General features: G+C 31.8%; 19 protein-coding genes. 16 read left to right on the top strand and 3 right to left on the bottom strand.

Going from position 1 to position 21,628, the window contains the following annotated elements:
• Positions 1–286: 286 nt before the first annotated feature.
• The 11 genes from ACOSP6_RS05340 (at position 287) to ACOSP6_RS05290 (ending at position 13,196) form a co-directional block, all read left to right on the top strand.
• The gene (locus tag ACOSP6_RS05340) at positions 287–1,444 is read left to right on the top strand and encodes a homogentisate 1,2-dioxygenase (protein WP_422094988.1); all 1,158 of its coding nucleotides are present in this window, start codon (positions 287–289) and stop codon (positions 1,442–1,444) included.
• A 49-nt stretch (positions 1,445–1,493) separates the two neighbouring features.
• Positions 1,494–1,844, top strand: coding sequence for a four helix bundle protein (locus ACOSP6_RS05335; protein ID WP_422094989.1), 351 nt, complete (start codon positions 1,494–1,496; stop codon positions 1,842–1,844).
• Positions 1,845–1,892: 48 nt separating this feature from the next.
• Positions 1,893–3,056 (top strand): 4-hydroxyphenylpyruvate dioxygenase, encoded by a 1,164-nt coding sequence (gene hppD / locus ACOSP6_RS05330; protein WP_422094990.1) that lies wholly within the window; start codon positions 1,893–1,895, stop codon positions 3,054–3,056.
• A 77-nt stretch (positions 3,057–3,133) separates the two neighbouring features.
• Complete coding sequence (locus ACOSP6_RS05325; RefSeq protein ID WP_422094991.1) at positions 3,134–4,051, top strand: tryptophan 2,3-dioxygenase family protein; 918 nt, start codon at positions 3,134–3,136, stop codon at positions 4,049–4,051.
• A gap of 66 nt (positions 4,052–4,117) precedes the next feature.
• The gene (locus ACOSP6_RS05320) at positions 4,118–4,894 is read left to right on the top strand and encodes a DUF3108 domain-containing protein (protein WP_422094992.1); all 777 of its coding nucleotides are present in this window, start codon (positions 4,118–4,120) and stop codon (positions 4,892–4,894) included.
• Between the two features lie 83 nt (positions 4,895–4,977).
• Positions 4,978–6,303 carry a peptidoglycan DD-metalloendopeptidase family protein gene (locus ACOSP6_RS05315; protein WP_422094993.1) on the top strand — a complete coding sequence of 442 codons (1,326 nt, stop codon included), beginning with the start codon at positions 4,978–4,980 and terminating at the stop codon, positions 6,301–6,303.
• 4 nt (positions 6,304–6,307) lie between these two features.
• Positions 6,308–7,873 (top strand): glucose-6-phosphate isomerase, encoded by a 1,566-nt coding sequence (gene pgi / locus ACOSP6_RS05310; protein WP_422094994.1) that lies wholly within the window; start codon positions 6,308–6,310, stop codon positions 7,871–7,873.
• A 222-nt stretch (positions 7,874–8,095) separates the two neighbouring features.
• Positions 8,096–10,864, top strand: a complete 2,769-nt coding sequence (locus ACOSP6_RS05305) for a TonB-dependent receptor (protein ID WP_422094995.1) — start codon at positions 8,096–8,098, stop codon at positions 10,862–10,864.
• Between the two features lie 119 nt (positions 10,865–10,983).
• Positions 10,984–11,394 (top strand): hypothetical protein, encoded by a 411-nt coding sequence (locus tag ACOSP6_RS05300; RefSeq protein ID WP_422095589.1) that lies wholly within the window; start codon positions 10,984–10,986, stop codon positions 11,392–11,394.
• 50 nt (positions 11,395–11,444) lie between these two features.
• On the top strand, positions 11,445–12,176 hold the full coding sequence (locus ACOSP6_RS05295; RefSeq protein WP_422094996.1) for a lysophospholipid acyltransferase family protein: 732 nt from the start codon (positions 11,445–11,447) through the stop codon (positions 12,174–12,176).
• Positions 12,177–12,215: 39 nt separating this feature from the next.
• Complete coding sequence (locus tag ACOSP6_RS05290) at positions 12,216–13,196, top strand: acyl-ACP desaturase (protein WP_422094997.1); 981 nt, start codon at positions 12,216–12,218, stop codon at positions 13,194–13,196.
• A gap of 232 nt (positions 13,197–13,428) precedes the next feature.
• On the opposite strand, the gene ACOSP6_RS05285 is transcribed toward ACOSP6_RS05290, so the two are convergent.
• Positions 13,429–14,208, bottom strand: a complete 780-nt coding sequence (locus ACOSP6_RS05285) for an amidohydrolase (protein WP_422094998.1) — start codon at positions 14,206–14,208, stop codon at positions 13,429–13,431.
• Positions 14,209–14,302: 94 nt separating this feature from the next.
• Between ACOSP6_RS05285 and ACOSP6_RS05280 the strand changes: the two genes are divergently transcribed.
• Complete coding sequence (locus tag ACOSP6_RS05280) at positions 14,303–14,608, top strand: GIY-YIG nuclease family protein (protein ID WP_422094999.1); 306 nt, start codon at positions 14,303–14,305, stop codon at positions 14,606–14,608.
• A gap of 114 nt (positions 14,609–14,722) precedes the next feature.
• Positions 14,723–17,473, top strand: a complete 2,751-nt coding sequence (locus ACOSP6_RS05275; protein ID WP_422095000.1) for a PD-(D/E)XK nuclease family protein — start codon at positions 14,723–14,725, stop codon at positions 17,471–17,473.
• On the opposite strand, the gene ACOSP6_RS05270 is transcribed toward ACOSP6_RS05275, so the two are convergent.
• The gene (locus ACOSP6_RS05270) at positions 17,454–18,020 is read right to left on the bottom strand and encodes a hypothetical protein (protein ID WP_422095001.1); all 567 of its coding nucleotides are present in this window, start codon (positions 18,018–18,020) and stop codon (positions 17,454–17,456) included. The two genes, ACOSP6_RS05275 and ACOSP6_RS05270, sit on opposite strands and share 20 nt — an antisense overlap.
• A 27-nt stretch (positions 18,021–18,047) precedes the next feature.
• Positions 18,048–18,578 (bottom strand): GNAT family N-acetyltransferase, encoded by a 531-nt coding sequence (locus ACOSP6_RS05265; RefSeq protein ID WP_422095002.1) that lies wholly within the window; start codon positions 18,576–18,578, stop codon positions 18,048–18,050.
• Positions 18,579–18,725: 147 nt separating this feature from the next.
• Between ACOSP6_RS05265 and ACOSP6_RS05260 the strand changes: the two genes are divergently transcribed.
• The 3 genes from ACOSP6_RS05260 to ACOSP6_RS05250 all read left to right on the top strand — a co-directional run bounded on the left by ACOSP6_RS05260 (position 18,726) and on the right by ACOSP6_RS05250 (position 21,625).
• The gene (locus ACOSP6_RS05260; protein WP_422095003.1) at positions 18,726–19,913 is read left to right on the top strand and encodes a phosphoglycerate kinase; all 1,188 of its coding nucleotides are present in this window, start codon (positions 18,726–18,728) and stop codon (positions 19,911–19,913) included.
• A gap of 243 nt (positions 19,914–20,156) precedes the next feature.
• Positions 20,157–20,588 carry a hypothetical protein gene (locus ACOSP6_RS05255; protein WP_422095705.1) on the top strand — a complete coding sequence of 144 codons (432 nt, stop codon included), beginning with the start codon at positions 20,157–20,159 and terminating at the stop codon, positions 20,586–20,588.
• Positions 20,585–21,625, top strand: coding sequence for an aldo/keto reductase (locus ACOSP6_RS05250; protein ID WP_422095005.1), 1,041 nt, complete (start codon positions 20,585–20,587; stop codon positions 21,623–21,625). Before ACOSP6_RS05255 ends, ACOSP6_RS05250 begins: the two co-directional genes overlap by 4 nt.
• Positions 21,626–21,628 lie beyond the last annotated feature (3 nt).

The following is a 21,628-nucleotide window of genomic DNA, read 5'->3' as shown; positions in this document are numbered from 1 at the left end:
TAATCTAAAATGGATTTAGGTTGACGTTTTTATGACTTGTTAGAATATTCATAAAAATGATAAAGGATACTGACTTTTATCAGCTCAAAATCCACATTCTTTTTATTATATTTGTGGAACAAACAACTAAAGCTCTAAAAATGTATTGGTTAGGCTTATTATCGCACTTAAAATTTATGATTAAGCGAAATCCAGAATAAGTAATATTCAATGGAATTATAGATCAATTTATAATGTAACTACTTCATTGTTACATTTTCTTATTAACTTATTAAATCATTGAACAATGCCTTTTTATCATAAATTAGGAAAAATACCACCAAAGCGTCATATTCAATTTCGCAAAGAAGACGGAAGCTTGTATTATGAGCAATTATTTGGTACCATAGGTTTCGACGGAATGTCGTCAAACTTATATCACGAACAAAGACCAACGCAAGTAAAAGAAATTAGAAAACAATATTCTATTGCGCCAAAAATCGCAAAGAAAAACAATATTCAATCGTATCGTTTTAGAGGATTTCAAGTTCCTCAAGTAGAAGATTATCTTGATAGTAGAAAGATTGTATTAACAAATTCTGATTGTAATATAATTTTATCTGCACCAAAATCTTCAACAAAAGATTATTTCTATAAAAATACAGATGCAGATGAAGTAATTTTTGTGCACAGAGGAACAGGTAAGCTAAGAACTCATATGGGAAATCTTGATTTCAAATATGGAGATTATTTAGTAATTCCTCGTGGTATGATTTACAAATTAGATTTTGACACTGAAGACAATCGTTTATTTATTGTTGAATCTTACCGTCCGGTTTATACTCCGAAAAGATATCGTAACTGGTTCGGACAATTATTAGAGCACGCTCCATTTTGTGAAAGAGATATTCGTCAACCACAAGAATTAGAAACGTATGATGAAAAGGGTGATTTTTTAATTAAGATCAAAAAGCAAGATGAAATAATAGAAATGGTGTATGCAACGCATCCTTTTGATGTTGTAGGTTATGACGGATTTAATTATCCATATGCATTCTCTATTCACGATTTTGAGCCAATAACAGGAAGAATTCATCAACCACCTCCGGTACATCAAACATTTGAAACAGATGCGTTTGTAATCTGTAGTTTTGTGCCAAGGTTGTATGATTATCACCCACAGGCAATTCCTGCTCCTTATAACCATAGTAATATTGATTCTGATGAAGTTTTATATTATGTTGACGGAGATTTTATGAGTAGAAATGATATTGACGCAGGTCATATTTCATTGCATCCAGCTGGAATTCCTCATGGTCCACACCCTGGAGCAACAGAGAGAAGTATTGGGGAAACAGTAACCGAAGAGTTAGCTGTAATGGTAGACACATTTAAGCCATTAATGGTAACAGAAGAAGCCATGAAAATAGCCGATGAAAAGTATTTTCAATCTTGGCTTGAGTAAATTTTCCTGAAAAGAGAAAATAGATATTAGAGAAGAGATTTAACTGATTATGAAAAGACATAATTATAAGAACCTTAAAATTTGGTCAATAGGCATTGAAATAGTTGATATGGTTTTTATAATGACAGAAAAGTTTCCAAAAGAAGAAAAATTTGGATTAATATCTCAAATTAATAGATGTTCAATTTCGATTCCAAGTAATATTGCAGAGGGTTCATCTAGAACGGATAAGTCTTTTTCTCATTTCATTGATATAGCTTTAGGCTCTTCATTTGAACTAGAAACTCAGATGATAATTGCCTTTAAAAGAAAATATATAACACAAGAAGAATTAAATCATATAGAAGAAAAGTTAGCAGAGTTTCAGAAAATGACCATGAGTTTTCAAAATAAACTATAGGGTCTCTTCTCTCTATTCTAACTTCCCTATTCAAATTAAAGAATTAAGATGAGTAATAAAGATATAAAATCAGTAAACTACGGTTTAGAAAAAATATTCGAAGGAGCTCAAGATTTCCTTCCACTTTTAGGAACAGATTACGTTGAATTTTACGTAGGTAATGCAAAACAAGCTGCACACTTCTATAAAACAGCTTTTGGATTTCAATCATTAGCATATAGAGGCTTAGAAACAGGTTCAAAAGATGAAGTAAGCTACGTTTTAGTTCAAGACAAAATTCGTTTAGTTTTGACAACTCCATTAAACAGTAAATCACCAATTAATGATCATATTGTGAAGCATGGTGATGGTGTAAAAGTTGTTGCGCTTTGGGTTGAAGATGCTCGTTCTGCTTGGGAAGAAACTACAAAAAGAGGAGCAAAATCATACATGGAACCAACTGTAATGACTGATGAAGATGGAGAGGTTGTTCGTTCTGGAATATACACATATGGAGAAACAGTTCACATGTTTGTAGAGCGTAAAAATTACAAAGGAACATTTATGCCAGGATTCATGGATTGGAAATCTGATTATAATCCGCCATCAGCTGGTTTAAAATATATCGACCACATGGTAGGAAACGTTGGTTGGGGACAAATGAACAAATGGGTAAAATGGTACGAAGACGTTATGGGATTCGAAAACTTCTTATCATTTGATGACAAACAAATCCATACCGAATACTCTGCATTAATGAGTAAAGTAATGAGTAATGGAAATGGACGAGTAAAATTCCCAATTAACGAACCAGCAAAAGCTGCGAAGAGATCTCAAATTGAAGAATATTTAGATTTTTATGAAGGTGAAGGAGTTCAGCATATTGCGGTTGCTACGGATGATATTATTAAAACAGTATCACAATTAAGAGCAAACGGTGTTGAGTTTTTACCACCTCCACCACAGTCATATTATGATATGATTCCAGAGCGTTTAGGAGAGCATATGGAAATCATGAAGGAAGATATATCGAAGCTTCAAGAATTATCTATTTTAGTTGATGCAGACGAAGAAGGTTATTTATTACAAATTTTCACCAAACCAGTAGAAGACAGACCAACATTGTTCTTTGAAATTATTCAAAGAATGGGTGCAAGAGGATTTGGAGCAGGAAATTTCAAAGCCTTGTTCGAGTCAATTGAAAGAGAACAACAACGAAGAGGGACTTTATAAATATATATTATTGAAGTATCTTTAGAACCAAGGAAGAGAATCACTTTCTTGGTTCTTTTTATATGAACTAACATAAGATGAGCAGAGAAGAATTATTAAAGGCAATAGAGGAAAAATACGAGAAGTTAGGTGTTCCTGTAGAAGCCATGTTAGAAGGTTTGTTATGGAGTAAACCAATTACGTATTGGGATTATATTCAAACAGATGCTTTATTGGGATTACAAATTCCAAGAACAACACAACCTGATGAAATGGTTTTTATCATGTATCATCAAGTAAATGAGTTGCTGTTTAAAATGATTCTTTGGGAAATAGATCAGGTTGCTAAAAGTATTGAAATTACTGCTGATAAATTCTCGAAACATTTAATGAGAATTAGTCGTTATTTCGATGTGCTATGTAGCTCTTTTGAAGTAATGGGAGAAGGAATGGATGTTGATCAGTATTTGAAATTTAGAAATACATTAACTCCAGCCAGTGGTTTCCAAAGCGCCCAATATCGTAAAATTGAATTCGCTTCAACAGAATTAATAAACCTTATTGATGCTCGATTTAGAGAAACTATTGATCGTAATTCTTCATTTAAAAATGCCTACGACCATTTGTATTGGCAGGCTGCTGGAAAAAATTATACTACTGGTCAAAAAACTACACTTTTAAAGTTATTTGAGAAAAAGTATATGGGAGAGTTTATTGAGTTCATGGAAGATTATAATGATATCAATCTTTCTAAAAAGTTCAAACAACTTCCAAATGATATTCAAGAAGACGAGAGTTTAATCAAAGCTATGCGTCATTACGATTATACTGTAAATGTAAAATGGGTAATGGCTCATTATAATGCTGCTGGTAAGTATTTAGGTGGAAGTAATAAAGATTTAGAGGCTACAGGAGGAAGTAGCTGGCGAAAATATTTACATCCAAAATATCAAAAAAGAGTATTTTTCCCATATTTATGGAGCCAGGAAGAGTTAGATAATTGGGGAACCTTTTAAGTTATCAAATCACTAATTCATTTTTTGGAATAATAATTGTCATACTTTTTTCATAAGTTTGAAATTATGAAGAAATTAATAATCTTTTTACTATTCGTTGCAGTTTCATTATCAGCTTTTTCTCAAGAGCGAATTCCTGCTTTCCAAGATGGAGAATGGCTTCGTTATCGAATGAGTTATAGTGGATTCTTAAAAGCTGGTGAAGCAACATTAGAGTTAAAGGAAGAGAATTATAAGGGTAAAAAGGTACTACACGCCATAGGAAAAGGAAAAACGTCTAGCGTAGTTGGTTGGTTTTTTAAAGTAAGAGACCAATATGAAAGCTATTTCGACATGAATGAGGTGAAACCATACTTTTTTGTAAGAGATATTGATGAAGGTGGATACAAGAAGAAAAAGAATATCACGTTTGATCATGATAAAAATACTGCTTACGTTAAAGATATTTTAAAGAAGAGAGATACTACTATTTCTGTTACGGGCCCACAAGATATGATATCAACTTTTTATTTTTTAAGAAGTTACAATACGAAGAATCTCAAGAAGGGTGATGAAATTCATGTGAATATGTTTTTTGATGAGAAACAATATCCTTTTAAATTATTATTTCTCGGATATGAAACATTGAGCACACGGTTTGGTAAAGTGAAAACTCAGATGTTTAGACCATTAGTTCAGGCGGGAAGGGTTTTTAAAGCGAAAGAAAGTGTAACCGTTTGGATTACTGCTGATGATAATAAAATACCAATTAAAATGAGTGCTTCATTATCAGTAGGGTCGTTAAGAGCTGAATTAGATGCTTTTAAAGGGTTGGCAAATCCTTTCGAAATCGTTGTAGAATAAAAAATGTTACCGATTGTTAAAGTCTTAACATAAATTGCTTTAATTTGTACTTTTGTGGTTAGTTCAAATTAAAACGCAATTCGTTGAAAACTACTCTATATTCTATCATATTACTTTTTTGTTTAACATTAATTTATTCTTGTAAAGAGGATAAGGTAGAAGAAACACCTAAAGAAATTGTTAAAGAAGTCAAACCCAAACCTGTAATCAAGTACGGTTTTAACTTAGATAATTATAAGGTAATCAACGATACTATAAAAAGTGGTGAAAGTTTCGGTATAATTCTCGATAGACATCATGTGTTTTATCCAAAAATTAATGCCATAAGCACAACTATTAAGGATACTTTCGATGTTCGTAAAGTTAGAGCAGGTAAACCTTATACGATTCTAGCTTCCAAAGACACCTTAGAAAAAGCACAAGTTTTTATCTACAAGCACAACAAAATTGAATCAACCATTATTAACTTTCAAGATTCTACTATTTCTGCATATAAGTATAGGAAGCCAGTAAAAATAGTAGAGAGAGCTATTGCAGGAAGAATAGTAGACAATTTCTCTAATGCAATAGATACGTTGGGTTATGGACCAACTTTGGCATATGAAGTTGCCGATATTTATTCTTGGACTGTTGATTTTTATAGACTTCAAAAAGATGACACCTTCAAGTTAATTTTCGAACAAAAATTTATCGAGGATTCTATTCCAGTTGGATATGGAAAGATAAAAGCTGCTGTATTTAATCATAAAGGAAAAGATTTATATGCCTATAGATATATTGCCGATTCTGTGAAAGGAATTCCAGAATATTATGATGATGAAGCTGGTTTATTAAGAAGACAATTTTTAAAATCACCAATTAAATTTCAGTATCGAATTTCATCGAGATATAATTTAAGAAGAAGAATTAAGCTTTATGGTAACCGTGTACGTGCGCACAAAGGAACTGATTTTGCGGCACCTTATGGAACTCCAATAATGTCAACCGCTAGTGGAACTGTAGTAGAGTCTGCAAGAAGGGGCGGAAATGGAAATTATGTGAAAGTAAGACATAATAGTACCTACTCTACGCAGTACCTGCACATGAAAAGGAGAAAAGTAAGAGTTGGAGATTTCGTTCAACAAGGAGACATTATTGGTTGGGTTGGAATGACTGGAAATACTAGTGGCCCACATGTTTGTTATCGTTTTTGGAAAAATGGTAGACAGGTAGATCCTTTTCGACAAAAGTTACCAACGGCGAAACCTATGATCGATAGTTTAAGACCAAAATATTTCGAATTTATAGTTCCTCTAAAGAAACAGTTGGACAGTATTCCAATGTCTGAGGCTATTCCTGAGGAATTAGAAAATCAAGAAAAACTTCCTGAAGAAACTAAAGAAACTGAAGAAACCATTGTGAAACCTTAAAAGTATGGCTCTCAAAAACATCAATCCAACTAAAACAGAAGCTTGGAAAAAGCTTGTAAATCATTTTGAAGAAACGAAAGATATATCATTAACAGAACTATTTAAGAATAGTTCGAGAGATAATGATTTTACAATTACACAGAATGATTTAGAATTAAATTATTCGAAGAATAAAATAACATCTGAAACTATGGATTTGTTAGTTGAACTAGCAAATCAAGTAGAATTAAAAGATGCAATTGAAAAATATTTCTCAGGAGAAAAGATTAATGCAACAGAAGATAGAGCTGTTTTGCATACCGCTTTAAGAAGTAATTCGGAGGAAGAGGTAATTGTTGATGGTAAAGATATCAAACCAAAAATTCAAACTGCGCTAAGAAAAATAAGAGCTTTTAGTAATAAAGTGATTTCGGGTAAATGGAAAGGATATACTGGTAAGCAAATCACAGATGTTGTTAATATAGGTATTGGAGGGTCAGATCTTGGTCCAGATATGGTAGTCGAAGCATTACGATTTTATAGAAATAAATTAAATGTTCATTTCGTATCAAATGTTGACGGGGATCATGTTTCTGAAGTAATAAGAAATTTAAATCCTGAAACAACATTATTTGTAATCGTTTCTAAAACATTTACAACACAAGAAACAATTAGTAATGCCAATACTATTAAAGATTGGTTTTTAAGATCGGGTTCAATTTTTGATGTTGCTAAACATTTTGTTGCCGTATCAACAAACTTAAATGCGGTTTACGACTTTGGAATTGATAAAAACAATGTGTTTCCAATGTGGGATTGGGTTGGTGGTCGTTTTTCTTTATGGTCAGCCGTTGGATTATCAATTAGTTTAGCCATTGGTTTCGATAATTTTAAAGATTTATTGAACGGAGCAGAGGAAATGGATTTACATTTTAGAAATGCCGAGTTTAATGAAAATATTCCAGTAATACTTGCTTTGTTAAGTGTGTGGTATAATAATTTCTATGAAGCGGAAACAGAAGCGATTTTACCATACTCTCAGTATTTATCAAAATTACCAGATTATTTACAACAGGCAGTTATGGAAAGCAATGGTAAAGGAGTTGATAGGAACGGAGAAAAAGTAACTTATCAAACAGGAACAATTGTTTGGGGTAGCACAGGAACAAATATGCAGCATGCTTTTATGCAATTGGTGCACCAAGGAACGAAGTTAATTCCTACTGATTTTATTGGATATAAAGAATCACTTCATGGCCTTAAAAGTCATCATGATAAATTGATGGCAAATTATAATGCGCAAATGGAAGCCTTGGCTTTTGGAAAGTCTGCTGAAGAAGTTCATTTAGAATTAAAAACAGCAGGAAGTTTCGATAAAATTAACCAATTATTACCTTACAAGGTTTTTGAAGGCAATAGACCAAGTAATGCAATTCTTTTTGATAAACTTACACCAAAATCGCTTGGAAAATTAATTGCAATGTATGAACACAAAATTTTTGTTCAAGGTATTGTTTGGAATATTTATTCTTACGATCAATTTGGGGTTGAGCTAGGAAAAGAACTAGCGAAAAAGATACTTGCTTCTTAAAGAATTCTTAAAAAAATACTAATAGGTTTTTACCTGTAAATAGAAAATCACCATTGTTTAATGGTGATTTTTTGTTGAAAAATAACTATCTTCCTTAAAATTTTGTCATTTTTTCACTAAAGACTAACCGTTAAAAAACTATTAAACTTAACATTTAGTTAACGTTTCTGATTCTTAAATGACGGAATTTTGCTTGGTTTTTAATAACAATATAATAGGACAATGAAAAAAATTAAAAATTTATTACTTGTAGCGTTATTTTTTGTTTCTGCTACAGTATTGGCCCAAACCCAAATTTCGGGTACTGTTGTTGATGAAACTGGAGAACCTCTTCCAGGAGCATCAGTAGTTGAGAAGGCAACTACAAATGGTACTTCAACAAATTTCGATGGAGAATTTAAATTAAATGCTAAAAGTTCTTCTGGTATGTTAATTGTAACTTTTGTTGGTTACAAAGACAAAGAAGTTGCATTTAACGGAGCAGGTAGCGTAGGAACTATCAAATTACAACCTAGTGATAATGTATTAGAAGAGGTTGTTATTAAAGGATTAATCGACGTTGCTAAAGATAGAGAAACTCCAGTAGCTGTTTCTACTATTAAAGCTGCTGAAATTCAAGAAAAATTAGGATCTCAAGAATTTCCGGAGATTTTAAACACTACACCATCTGTGTATGCAACTAAGTCAGGTGGAGGTTTTGGAGATGCTAGAATTAACATTCGTGGTTTCTCTCAAGAAAATATTGCTGTATTAATTAACGGGGTTCCTGTTAATGATATGGAGAACGGACGTGTATTCTGGTCTAACTGGGCTGGTTTATCGGATGTTACTACTGCAATGCAGGTACAAAGAGGTTTAGGTTCTTCTAAATTAGCTATCTCTTCTGTTGGAGGTACTATCAACATTATCACTAAAACTACTGATAAAAAAGAAGGAGGATCTGTATTAGCTTCTTATGGTAATGATAATTACTTAAAAACTTTAGCTACTTACTCTACTGGTAAAAACGAAAACGGTTTTGCTGCTTCTTTCTTATTTAGTAGAACAGCTGGAGATGGATATGTAAACAGTACTGAATTCGAAGGATATAACTACTTCGTAGGTTTAGGATGGGAGATTAATGAAGATCACGATTTACAGTTCATGTTAACTGGTGCTCCTCAAACTCACAACCAAAGAACAGGAAGTTTCTTCAACATGGGAACTTTAGCTGATTACTTACAATATGGTACAAGATATAACTTTACTGGTGGTTTCATTAACGGTGAAGAGTATAACTTAAGAAAGAATTTCTACCACAAGCCAGTTACTTCTTTAAACTGGAACTGGGATATCGATGAAGAGTCTTCTTTATCTGCTTCTGCATATTTATCTTTTGGACGTGGTGGTGGAACTGGAGATATCGGACGTATCGGTGGATTCAGATTTGCTAGTGATAGAAACTTAAGAGGTGCTGATGGTACTTTCCTTTTTGATGAGTTAATCAGATCTAACTCTGGTCAAGGTGGTACTTTTAATAATGGTGTAACTACTAACAACTCTGTAGATCCAAGTACTGGTTTATTTGTTGTAAACGACGACGAATTAAGATCTTCAGATATTCCTGCAGGATTACAAAGAAGAAACGGTATTATCCGTAGAGCTTCTATCAATTCTCATAACTGGTATGGTTTATTAGCTAACTATAACAGAAAATTAAATGACAACTTAACGTTAGATTTTGGTATTGATGTACGTTCTTACTTAGGTATTCACTATAGAAGAATTGATGATTTATTAGGTGCTGATGGTTACCGTGATAACGACGATATCAACAATCCATTAAACGTATTAACTACTGAATACTCTTCTGATTTATCTAGTTTATGGAATGTATTTAGAAGTACTGATGATGAAGAGAAAATCAACTATCATAATGATGGTAAAGTTCGTTGGTTCGGAGGTTTTGCTCAATTAGAGTATAAAAACGATGATATTTCAGCATTCTTACAAGGATCTTTATCTAATCAAGGATTCAAAAGAATTGACTACTTCAACTACTTAGATACAGATCCAGCAAGAGAAACTGATTGGCAAAATATCTGGGGTGGAAACATCAAAGGGGGACTTAACTGGAACATTAACGAAGAGCACAATGTATTCGTTAACGGAGGTTACTATGCTAAGCAACCATTCTTTGATTCAGTTTTCTTAAACTTTAGAAATGATATCAATCCAAATCCAAGAAACGAGAAAGTTATTGGTGTTGAATTAGGATATGGATTCAAGTCTGAGCGTTTTAGCTTAAACGCTAACTTATATAGAACTCAATGGAAAGATAGATTTATTTCTATTTCGTCTGACTTTGACGTAAATAATACTCCAAATGACACAAGTGATGATGAGCAAGGAAGTACAGATTTACAAGGAGTTGAGCAAATTCACATGGGAGTTGAATTAGACGCTACTTATAAGATTACTGAAGATGTAACATTATTCGGTATGGTATCTGTTGGAGATTGGGAATATGGTGGAACTGTTAGTGGTACTGCATTTGACCAAAATCAAGTTGCTATCGGAACAAACACTTTATATTTAGATGGTGTTAAAGTAGGAGATGCTGCTCAAACAACAGGTAGATTAGGAGTTGAAATCAGACCATGGAAAGGATTTAAAGTAGATTACTCTCAACGTTTTGTTGACAGATTATATGCAAGAATTAACGCGGATGATTTTGATAGAGCTGATAACGATGGTTCATTACAATTACCAGGTTATGCATTATCTGATTTAGGAGTTTCTTACAAATGGGATTTTAACGAAGAAAGCAAAGAGTCTTTAAGCTTCCGTTTAAACATCAACAACTTATTTGATGAGGAGTATATCGCTGAATCTGCAACAAATACATTTGCACAGCCAGGTGATGATACATATAGAGGAATAGATACAAGTAACAAAGTATTCTTTGGATTCGGAACTACTTGGAATTTCTCAGTAAGATATAGCTTCTAATAAATATTAGAAAAATATTCTTAGACCACCTTTGTCCTGAATTAATTTCAGGATATAAGGTGGTTTTTTTATGCTCAAAATTCAGTACTTTTACATCATCTAAAAACTAACAAATCATGATGAAAGTAATCCACTCGTATTGGGCATATATTGTTTTAGCTGTATTAGTTTATGCAGTTTTCAATGCAGTTTTAGGTTTAGTAAAGAAGAAAGAATTTACTCATAAAGATTTTCGATTAGGATTATTTACCTTAATCGTAACTCATCTGCAATTAGTAATAGGTTTAGGATGGTATTTTATGTCACCATGGTATAAATCTATGAAGGCAAATGGAATTGATGCTACAAACAGATTATTGGCTGTTGAACATCCTATAATGATGATTATTGCGATTGTTTTAATTACAATGGGATGGTCAAAACACAAAAAACAAGTTAAAAGTGAATCTAAGTTTAAATCTTTTGCTTTGTTTTACGGTTTAGGACTCTTATTTATTCTATCAAGAATTCCTTGGTCTAACTGGTTTTAAAAGTCCAATAACTTATTCCCGCTAAAAGCGGGAATCTTATTTTAAATAACATGAAATTAATAAGTTATATACTATCTACTATTTTTGGGGTGGTATTTTTTATCATACTCCTAGTTTTCCATCCTTTGCAATGGCTCGGATTAAAGTTAGGAGGACAAGATGGTCATCAAAAAGTGGTGAATGTGATGAATTGGTTTATAGTAAAGTCATTACTTTTTTTATGTATAAGAGTAAGTGTTGATAATAAATACGATATTCCCAAGAACCAAACAGTCATTTTCGTGTCGAATCATCAAAGCATGTTCGATATTCCTCCTATCATCTGGTATTTTAGAAAACATTGTCCAAAATTTGTTTCTAAAATTGAATTAGGAAAAGGAATTCCTAGTATCTCTTTCAACTTAAAGCACGGAGGTGCAGCATTAATTGACCGAAAAGATAAGAAGCAGGCGATTTCAGAAATGATTAGTTTTTCTAAAAGAATAAATGAAAATAAATGGGGGGCTGCAATATTTCCGGAAGGAACGAGAAGTAGAAATGGTGAACCTAAAAGCTTTGCCTCTAATGGACTTAAAATGTTGATAAAATATAATCCAGAAACTTATGTTATACCATTAACAATCAATAATTCTTGGAAAGTATTTAAATATGGTAAGTTTCCACTAGGAGTCGGAAGCCCAATTAAGATTACTACACATGAACCAATAAAGGCGGATAGTTTGCCGTTTGAAGAACTTTTAGAAAGGGTTGAAACGACGATAAAATCTGGTGTAGTAGTATAATCAAACAAATAACTAATTTTTTAATCCCTAAAAAGACATATGTCGATACACAACATAAGAAAGGAAGTAATGAAAACTTTGGAGAGTAAAATTCATGGTTTTATGGATGATTTTTTAATTCCAATAGAAAAAATCTGGCAACCTTCAGACTTCCTTCCAAATTCTCAAAGTGGGAACTTTATTGAAGAAGTAAAAGAAATTCAAGAGATATCCAAAGAGCTTAATGATGATTTCTGGACTGTTTTAATTGGTGATACAATTACTGAAGAAGCTTTACCAACATACGAATCTTGGTTATTAGAACTAGATGGTATAGAGCAAGATCCGGATAATGGTTGGTCTAAATGGGTAAGAGCCTGGACAGCAGAAGAAAATCGTCATGGAGATGTTTTAAACAAGTATTTATATCTCTCAGGTAGAGTTAACATGAGAGAAGTTGAAATATCAACGCAGCATTTAATAGCAGATGGTTTTGATATTGGTACTTCAACAGATCCATATAAGAACTTTGTTTATACAAGTTTTCAAGAGTTAGCAACATACATTTCTCATAATAATGTAGCTAAAGTTGCGCGCAAAAAAGGTCATAAATTATTGGCCAGAATGTCTAAAATTATAGCCGGTGATGAGATGAGACATCATAAAGCCTATACAGCTTTTGTTAAGGAAATTTTTAAGCTAGATCCAAGTGAAATGATGTTAGCTTTCGAAAAAATGATGAAACACAAAATTGTAATGCCAGCCATGCATTTACGCGAGTCTTTCAATACCAAAGGAAGCTTATTCGATGATTTTTCTACAGTTGCTCAAAGAATTGGAGTTTATACTGGTTTCGACTATGTTGATATTTTAAAGAAGTTGAATGAAACTTGGGAAATAGATAAAATAACAGGCTTAACGGCAGAAGCGGAAAAGGCGAGAGATTATTTAATGAAGTTACCAGATAGAATGTATAGAATTACAGAACGAATCGTAATTCCTGACACTCAATTTAATTTTAAATGGATGATTCCTGCTTAAGATACCGAGTGAAAAATTGATATTATTAAAAAAACCTTCTTATTAAGAAGGTTTTTTCAGTGTTTATTGGGGGAATTCAAGATGTGCGAAATGCACATTTAAATTGTTGTGGTGTAAGTTACTAGGTATAAAGATAATAATTATTTTTTATTTTGTTTATCTTTTTTTTAAAAAAGATAAACAAAATATTGAAATTGTTTTTGACGGGCTTTAGTTATCCTTTTTTGAATAGTTAATAAGAAAAAGTAAAAGTATCTCGATCCTTTAAAAAACCGAGCTTATTTCTAATTTCTTCTTGATAGTCTTTGTTAATTTGTATAGAAATAATTCCTTCATCCTCATTTAGTTCCTTTGTTAATGCTTTTCCTAAACAGTCAAAAGCAATAGAATGACCAACATATGCGTAATCATTTCCATCTTTCCCAACTCTATTTACTCCAATTGTGTAGCTCATATTTTCAATAGCTCTAGCTTTTAATAAAGCATCCCAAGCATTAATTCTTTTTTCTGGCCAACTCGCTACATAGATCAATAGATCATAATCTTCAACATTTCTTCCCCAAACCGGAAAACGTAAATCGTAACAAATTAGCGGACAAATTTTCCAGTCCTTATATTCTACTAATAATTTTTGCTTCCCAGCACTATACGTTTCATGCTCTTTAGCCAATGTAAACGTATGCTTTTTATCGTAGTATTGGAATTCACCCGAAGGAAACACAAAGAACAAACGATTATAAAAGGCACTATTTTCGCTTATAATGATACTTCCAATTACCGCAGAATCCTTTTTTGTAGCCACTTCTTTCATCCATTTAATAGTGGTTCCATTCATTTCTTCAGCCAACTCAGAAGCGTTCATAGAGAATCCCGTTGTAAACATTTCTGGTAAAACAATAAGGTCTACATCGTTGTTAATTTGCTCTATTTGAGATGAAAAATAAGATAAGTTTTCTTGAGGGTTTTCCCAAGATAAATCAGCTTGTAGTAAAGAAATATTTAGCGCATTCATAAATGTTAGTTCTTAATCAAAAATAACATAATTATTGTATTTTAAGGCTCAAATGTCATTCCCGAGAAATAGGGAATCTGCTAGAAAAGAAAATATGAAAACAAGCCATATTTACTATGTGTATATTTTATCTAATAAAATAAAAGGAACATTATATATAGGAATGACCAATGACCTTCACAGAAGAATTTATGAACATAAATCTAAAGCATTAAAAGGCTTTACTAGAAAATATAACATTGATAAGTTAATGTATTATGAAGAATTTAATAATGTAGAACAAGCAATATTGAGAGAGAAAAGACTTAAGAAGTGGAATAGAGAATGGAAAATAGAATTAATAGAAGAAAATAATAAAGATTGGTTAGATTTGGCTAAAGATTTTTATGATGAGTTCTAAAATCAATAGATTCCCAGTCAAGCTGGGAATGACAGTATCATATTACACATAGAATTATAATATCGTGTCATTTCCGAGAAATCGGAAATCTAATACACGTAAAGAATTATTTTAATGCAAACATTTATTCAGGAAACAATTCAAGACATTTTAAAAACCACTAAAAGTTTCGAGAATGTTACGTTTATTCTACCTTCTAATCGTGCAGGTGTTTTTGTAAAACAAGCACTAAAAGAAGAGCATATAACGGGATTTTTACCTGAAATAATAAATATTGAAGAGTTTATCCAACAAGTATCGGGAATACGAAAATTAGATAGTATTCAATTACTTTTTTATTTCTATAAAATTTACAAAGAATTAGAAGCTAACCCCGATTCATTTGATGCTTTTTCTTCTTGGGCTTTTACTGTTTTACAAGATTTTAATGAGATTGATCAGCATCTAGTGGATACTCGTGAAGTTTTTCTGTATATACGAGATGTACAACGATTAAAAAATTGGTCGGTGAAAGGAACGTTTAAAGAAACCGAACTGATTAAAAATCATTTTGCTTTTATAGAAAGATTAAATGAGTACTATGATGCACTGTACAAATTTCTGCTGGAAAACAGCATCGGATACCAAGGATGTATGTACCGCGAGGCAACGCATAAAATCACATCATATCTCGAGACAAATTCTGAAAAGAAATTCTTTTTTATTGGTTTCAATGCGTTGAATAAAGCTGAGGAGTATTTATTTAAAGAAATGTTGAATTATGGAAATACTGAAGTTTATTGGGATATTGACGAATCATTCGTTTATTCAAATCATCAAGCTGGAACATTTATCAGAAAATATAAAACACAATGGAAGTATTTTCAGCAGTGTGATTTAAAAATTATTAGCAACCATTTTTCTCAGGATAAAAACATCCAACTAATAGGAGCAGCTAAAAATGTTTCTCAAATGAAATATGTAGGAGAGCTGTTGTCAGAAAAGGATAATTATAATAAAACAGCATTGGTATTGTCTGACGAAACCCTGTTGCCAATTACATTAAACTCATTACCAGAAAAAGTTTCAGCGATTAACATTACTATGGGATATCCATTAAAAGATATTCCTTTAACTAGTTTGTTTTTATCATTGTTTCAGTTGTTTATTTCGCAAGAAAAGCTTCAAAAAAAAGAAAGCAAACAGTTTTATTATAAAGATGTTATTAAAGTTTTAAAACAACCTTTAATTCATCGTTTATTGTTGGTCGAAAATAATTCTATTTCAGATGAAATTGCAACAGTTATTCATAATAATAACCACACATTTATTTCAAAAGAATTTTTAGACTCTTTTTTAAAAAAATCAGGAGACTCAACACATGATTTAGTTGGAAGTCTTTTTACTAATAGTGATGATATAAGTACTTTTTTGAATAAAATATTATTACTTATTGATAGGTTAAAATCAAGTGTTGAAAGTTTAGAAAAAGAGTTCTTATTTCGGTATTTCACGGTTTTTACGCAACTTTATAATTTACAGCTAGAGTTTGGGTATTTTTCAGATTTAAAGACGTTATATCAGTTTTTTAAACAGTTAATTGGTTCTGAAACCATTTCTTTTCAAGGAGAACCTTTAGCAGGTTTGCAATTAATGGGAATGTTGGAAACCCGTTTGCTAGATTTCGAAACAATTATTTTAACATCGGTAAACGAAGGAGTGTTGCCTGCAAATGCAAAACAAACTTCTTTCATTCCTTTTGATGTTAAAGTGGAATTCGGATTACCAACGTATCGAGAAAAAGATGCTATTTTCTCATATCACTTTTTTAGATTGATTCAGAGAGCTAAAAATATTTACCTGATTTACAACACAGAAAATGATTCCTTTGGAGGTGGTGAAAAAAGTAGGTTTATTTCTCAGCTAGAACTACTAAAAAAAGATATTCAAACTACTTTTATTACTCCTAAAGTCGAAGCCAATATTCCCGTAGTAAAGCAAGTACAGAAAAACAAGGAGGTTATTGATAGATTGAAAGAATTAGCGACAAAAGGCATTTCTCCTTCTGCATTGACAAATTATTTATATAATCCAATTGCTTTTTATCAGAAGAAAGTATTAAAAATTAAAGAGTTTGATGAAATTGAGGAGGAAGTAGCATTTAATACTTTAGGAATTGTAGTTCATGAAACCCTACGAGAATTGTATGAGCCGTTTTTAGGAAAATTTATCAGACAGGATGATGTAAAACAAATGAAACCATTGGTTTCTACTTATGTAAGAAATCACTTTTCGATTCATTTTAAAAATGGAGATGTTTCTACAGGTAAAAACCGTTTGATTTTTGAAGTTGCAAAACGATTTGTTAGTAATTTTCTGAATCAGGAAATTGATTTACTCAAAGATGCTGCAAATCAACTTAAAATTGTCGCTGTTGAAAAAGATTATGAAGCAAGTATCAATATTGATGGAATTGATTTCCCAATAAAAATTCATGGTCAGGTTGATAGAGTTGACGAGCTTAACGGAGTTATAAGAATCATTGATTATAAAACGGGAAGTGTAAAACCTTCGGATTTAAAAGTTCCTTTTTTAGAAGAGATTTGCGATTTTAAATACAGTAAAGCAATTCAGGTTTTACTCTATGCATTTATGTATTTAGAGAGTGAAAGTATAAATGAGAATACAGAAATGCAGGCAGGAATTATTTCGTTTAAAAAACTACAATCTGGATTTATGAAACTCAATTTTGCTGAAAAAAGAGGAGAAGATTTTAATGTAACTCCAGAAAGAGTTTATGAGTTTATTGATGAGATTAAAAATTTAATCAAAGAAATATACAACCCTGAAGTTGATTTTGAGGAACCTAGTGAGCTGCCTTTTTAGTTTTTCTACCTACATAAAAACCAATGAAAAATATAATTAGAGGATAGAAATAAGTCCATGAAAACAAATTAAAATTATATAAGTTTATTGTTTCTGGAAATTGCGCATCTAATTTTTCCTGATCAGGTTTATAGTTGCTTTTTTCACTAGAATTATATTCATTAATAGTTCGAGAGCACAGCCAAGTTGTTGGTGTAGTATAAACTCCTAAAATCGATTTATTCTCTGCGTAAACCAGATACTTTTGATTTATATTGGTAAAGTTAAATCCACAACTATTACCATCTTGATATATTGTAATATATTTCTTTCTTGAGCCTTTCCATTTTTTTTCAATTTCAAAAGTCGCAGACCAGTGTGTAGTATGCTTTTGATTCGGTGCTTCAGGATATGATTCATTGAAGAGTTCTTTTACTTCAATTAATCTTCCAACAAAGATTTCATCAGCCCATTCTACAGCTTGGTTAAATGGAATTGGTTCACAACTACAAGCGAAAGTTCGTAAAGTTGAGAATAATAAAATAGTTAATAGGTGAAATTTTTTCATTGCGCATTTTTGTTTAAAAATAACAAATTAAATCTCCATCCCAACAATTTCCCAAACCTGGCTATTAGCAGAATATTCACAAATAGTTTTAAATCCAACAGCGTTATGAGCATTTACCGAACGAAGGTTTTTAGCGTCAACTTCTGTAATAATACTAGAATATTCTCCAGAAAACACAATGCTCATTTTTTGGTATAAACCTCTAAATATTCCTTTACCACGATATTCTTTATCAACACAAACTTGCCCCATGATAATAAAATTCTCATCAATATCTAACTTTTCTATTTCATTAAACATAGGAATTAAAACAGGAATAGAATCTTTAAAAACGGTTGACATTGATAAAGCGTATCCAACAACTTTATCATTGTTCTTAGCTATAGTATGTGGATGAACTTTATGCATCCTAAAAAGCGTCTCAAAATCATGTTCAACAGTAACAAAACCATGATGTTGTTTTTCGGCTTCTGTAAGATTTTTAGGCAAGTTTCTCTGCTGTAACTCTAGAATTTGATGAAGTTCAGTTTCATTAGAAGTTTGTGTGAAAATTAGCATAAGGTGTAGCGATAAGTTGAACAGGTTTTTTGCAAACGTTTTCGTTATAAAAATAAGAAATATGCTTTTTTAATCGCGTTTTTTCTAATTTAGAATAATTATTTTTGCTACAAATCAAAAAAAGCAAACTTCTTAAAAACCGAAGCAATGAAAACAATCAACGATTTTAATTTTGAAAATAAAAAAGCATTAATCCGTGTAGATTTTAATGTGCCGTTAAATGATGAATTTCAAGTTACTGATGATACTAGAATTCAATCAGCAAAACCAACCATTATTAAAATATTAGAAGATGGAGGAAGCTGTGTCTTAATGTCGCATTTAGGTCGTCCAAAAGGAGTTGATGAAAAATTTTCATTACAGCACATAGTTGATAAAGTTAGTGAAGTAATTGGAGTACAAGTAAAGTTTGTAAACGATTGTATTGGTTCTGAAGTTGAAAAAGCTGTTGGGGAATTAAAGAGTGGAGAGATTTTATTGCTCGAAAATTTACGTTTTCACGACGAGGAAAAAGCAGGTGATGTTGCTTTTGCAGAACAACTTTCTAAATTAGGAGATGTCTATGTTAATGATGCCTTTGGAACTGCTCATAGAGCTCATGCATCAACAGCAGTAATTGCACAGTTCTTTCCAGAAGATAAATGTTTTGGTTCTTTATTAGCTAAAGAAATTGAAAGTATTGATAAAGTATTAAACAATTCTGAAAAGCCAGTAACAGCAGTTTTAGGAGGAGCTAAAGTTTCTTCAAAAATCACTATTATCGAGAATATAATTGATAAAGTTGATAATATTATTGTGGGTGGAGGAATGACGTTTACTTTTATCAAGGCAATGGGTGGAAGTATTGGAAACTCTTTAGTAGAAGATGATAAATTAGAATTAGCATTACATATTTTGCAATTAGCTAAAGGAAAAGGAGTTCAAATTTATTTACCTGTTGATGCTGTAATTGCTGATAATTTTTCAAACGATGCAAATACGCAAATAGTAAACACGAACGAAATTCCTGATGGATGGATGGGATTAGATGTTGGTCCTAAGACGAATGAACTGTTTGAAAGTGTAATAAACAAATCGAGAACCATTTTATGGAACGGACCTTTAGGTGTTTTTGAAATGGAAAGCTTTGCGAAAGGAACAATTGAACTAGGAAATGCAATTGATGCAGCAACTAAAAACGGAGCATTCTCTCTAGTAGGAGGAGGAGATTCTGTAGCAGCTGTTAAACAATTCGGATTTGCAGAAAAAGTAAGCTATGTATCAACAGGTGGTGGAGCTATGTTAGAAAGCTTAGAAGGAAAAACCTTACCTGGAATTGATGCTATTTTGAATTAATGAGTAAATTAGAAAATGTGTCAATTAGCTAATTTTCTAATTACCGAATGTCAACCTGAATTTATTTCAGGTTCTCATCATAAATAAGTGTTTACTAATACGATGAGATTCCGAAATATCCCGAAGCTTCGAGACGGAATAACAGTTGATTTTTTTGTTAAAAAACCTAATCAAAATAAAATAATTGTTTTGAAAAAAATAATAGTTTGTATTCTTTTAATAAGTTTCTCCAGTTGTTCTAATATGGAGCAAGAAATTAACATAAAAGGTGATTGGAGTTTTTTAAGAAAGGATAATGTTTCTGAAAGTGATCAGGAATGGCAATATGAAGAATGGTATATAACAAATAAACGAATTTATAGATTTTCATATGACTTAGGTGAACGGACTTCTGTTTATTATAAAATAGAAGATGGTAATTTATATGTTAAAGCTTCGAAAAAGGATTCCTATTCAATGGAAGATTTACAAGGTCAAATTATTAAGATACAAGAAGATAGGTTTTTATTAATGAATCCATATTCTAAAGAGTTCAATCGAATAGAGGATGATGACTATAAGCTATCTGATTTTCTGTTCAATAAGGGAAATTCAAATGAACGATTAAAAATAGATCGTACTTATACTCAACGTTTTTTTAATCGTTTTAATTCAATAATTAAAATAAAGAAATGAAATACACAACGTTACCAAATACTGATGTAAAAGTTTCTAAAATTTGTTTAGGAACTATGACATGGGGAAATCAAAATACAGAAGCAGAAGGTTTCGAACAAATGGATTACGCTTTAGAACAAGGTGTAAACTTTTTTGATACAGCAGAATTATATGCTGTTCCTGCAACACCAGAAACGTATGGTGCAACAGAAAAAATTATTGGAAACTGGTTTAAGAAAACCGGAAATAGAGATAAAGTAGTTTTAGCTTCTAAAATTGCTGGAGGTGGGGCATATACTGCTCATATCCGATCAGGAGGATTAACAGGTCAAAATATTATTGAAGCTGTTGAAGGAAGTTTAAAACGTTTACAATCGGATTATATCGATTTATATCAATTACACTGGCCAAACAGAGGTGTAAATTGTTTCGGAGTAAGAGATTATCCGTATAAAACGTCAACAAAAGAAGCAGAAGATCATATTGAGATTTTAGAAACACTTCAGGAATTAATTAAACAAGGAAAGATAAAACACGTTGGATTATCAAATGAAACTCCTTGGGGAACGATGAAGTATTTGCAAGCTGCTGAACAAAAAGGATTACCAAGAATGGCGACAATCCAAAATTCATATTCTTTAATTCACCGTGGTTATGAATATGGAATGTCAGAAGTTTCAATGCGTGAAAATATTGGGTTATTAGCATACTCTCCATTAGCACAAGGAGTACTTTCTGGAAAGTATTTAGATGGAGGTCAACCAAAAGGAGCAAGAGGAACATTATTCCCTCGTTTTATTGCTCGTTATATGGGCGACGGATCTCAAGAAGCAGTAAGAGCGTATTTAGCAATTGCAGAGAAACACGGATTGACATTATCTGAATTATCATTAGCATATATCAATCAATTACCATTTGTAACAAGTAACATTATTGGTGCTACAAAAATGGATCAATTAAAGGAGAATATCGGTTCTATTAACATTGATTTATCGGAAGAGATTTTAGAAGAAATCGAAGCTGTGCATGCGACGAGACCAAATCCTGCTCCGTAGAAA

This window comes from Tenacibaculum sp. MEBiC06402, from assembly GCF_049239625.1.
Classification (GTDB): Bacteria; Bacteroidota; Bacteroidia; order Flavobacteriales; family Flavobacteriaceae; genus Polaribacter.
This window is presented reverse-complemented; position numbering and strand designations above follow the sequence as displayed.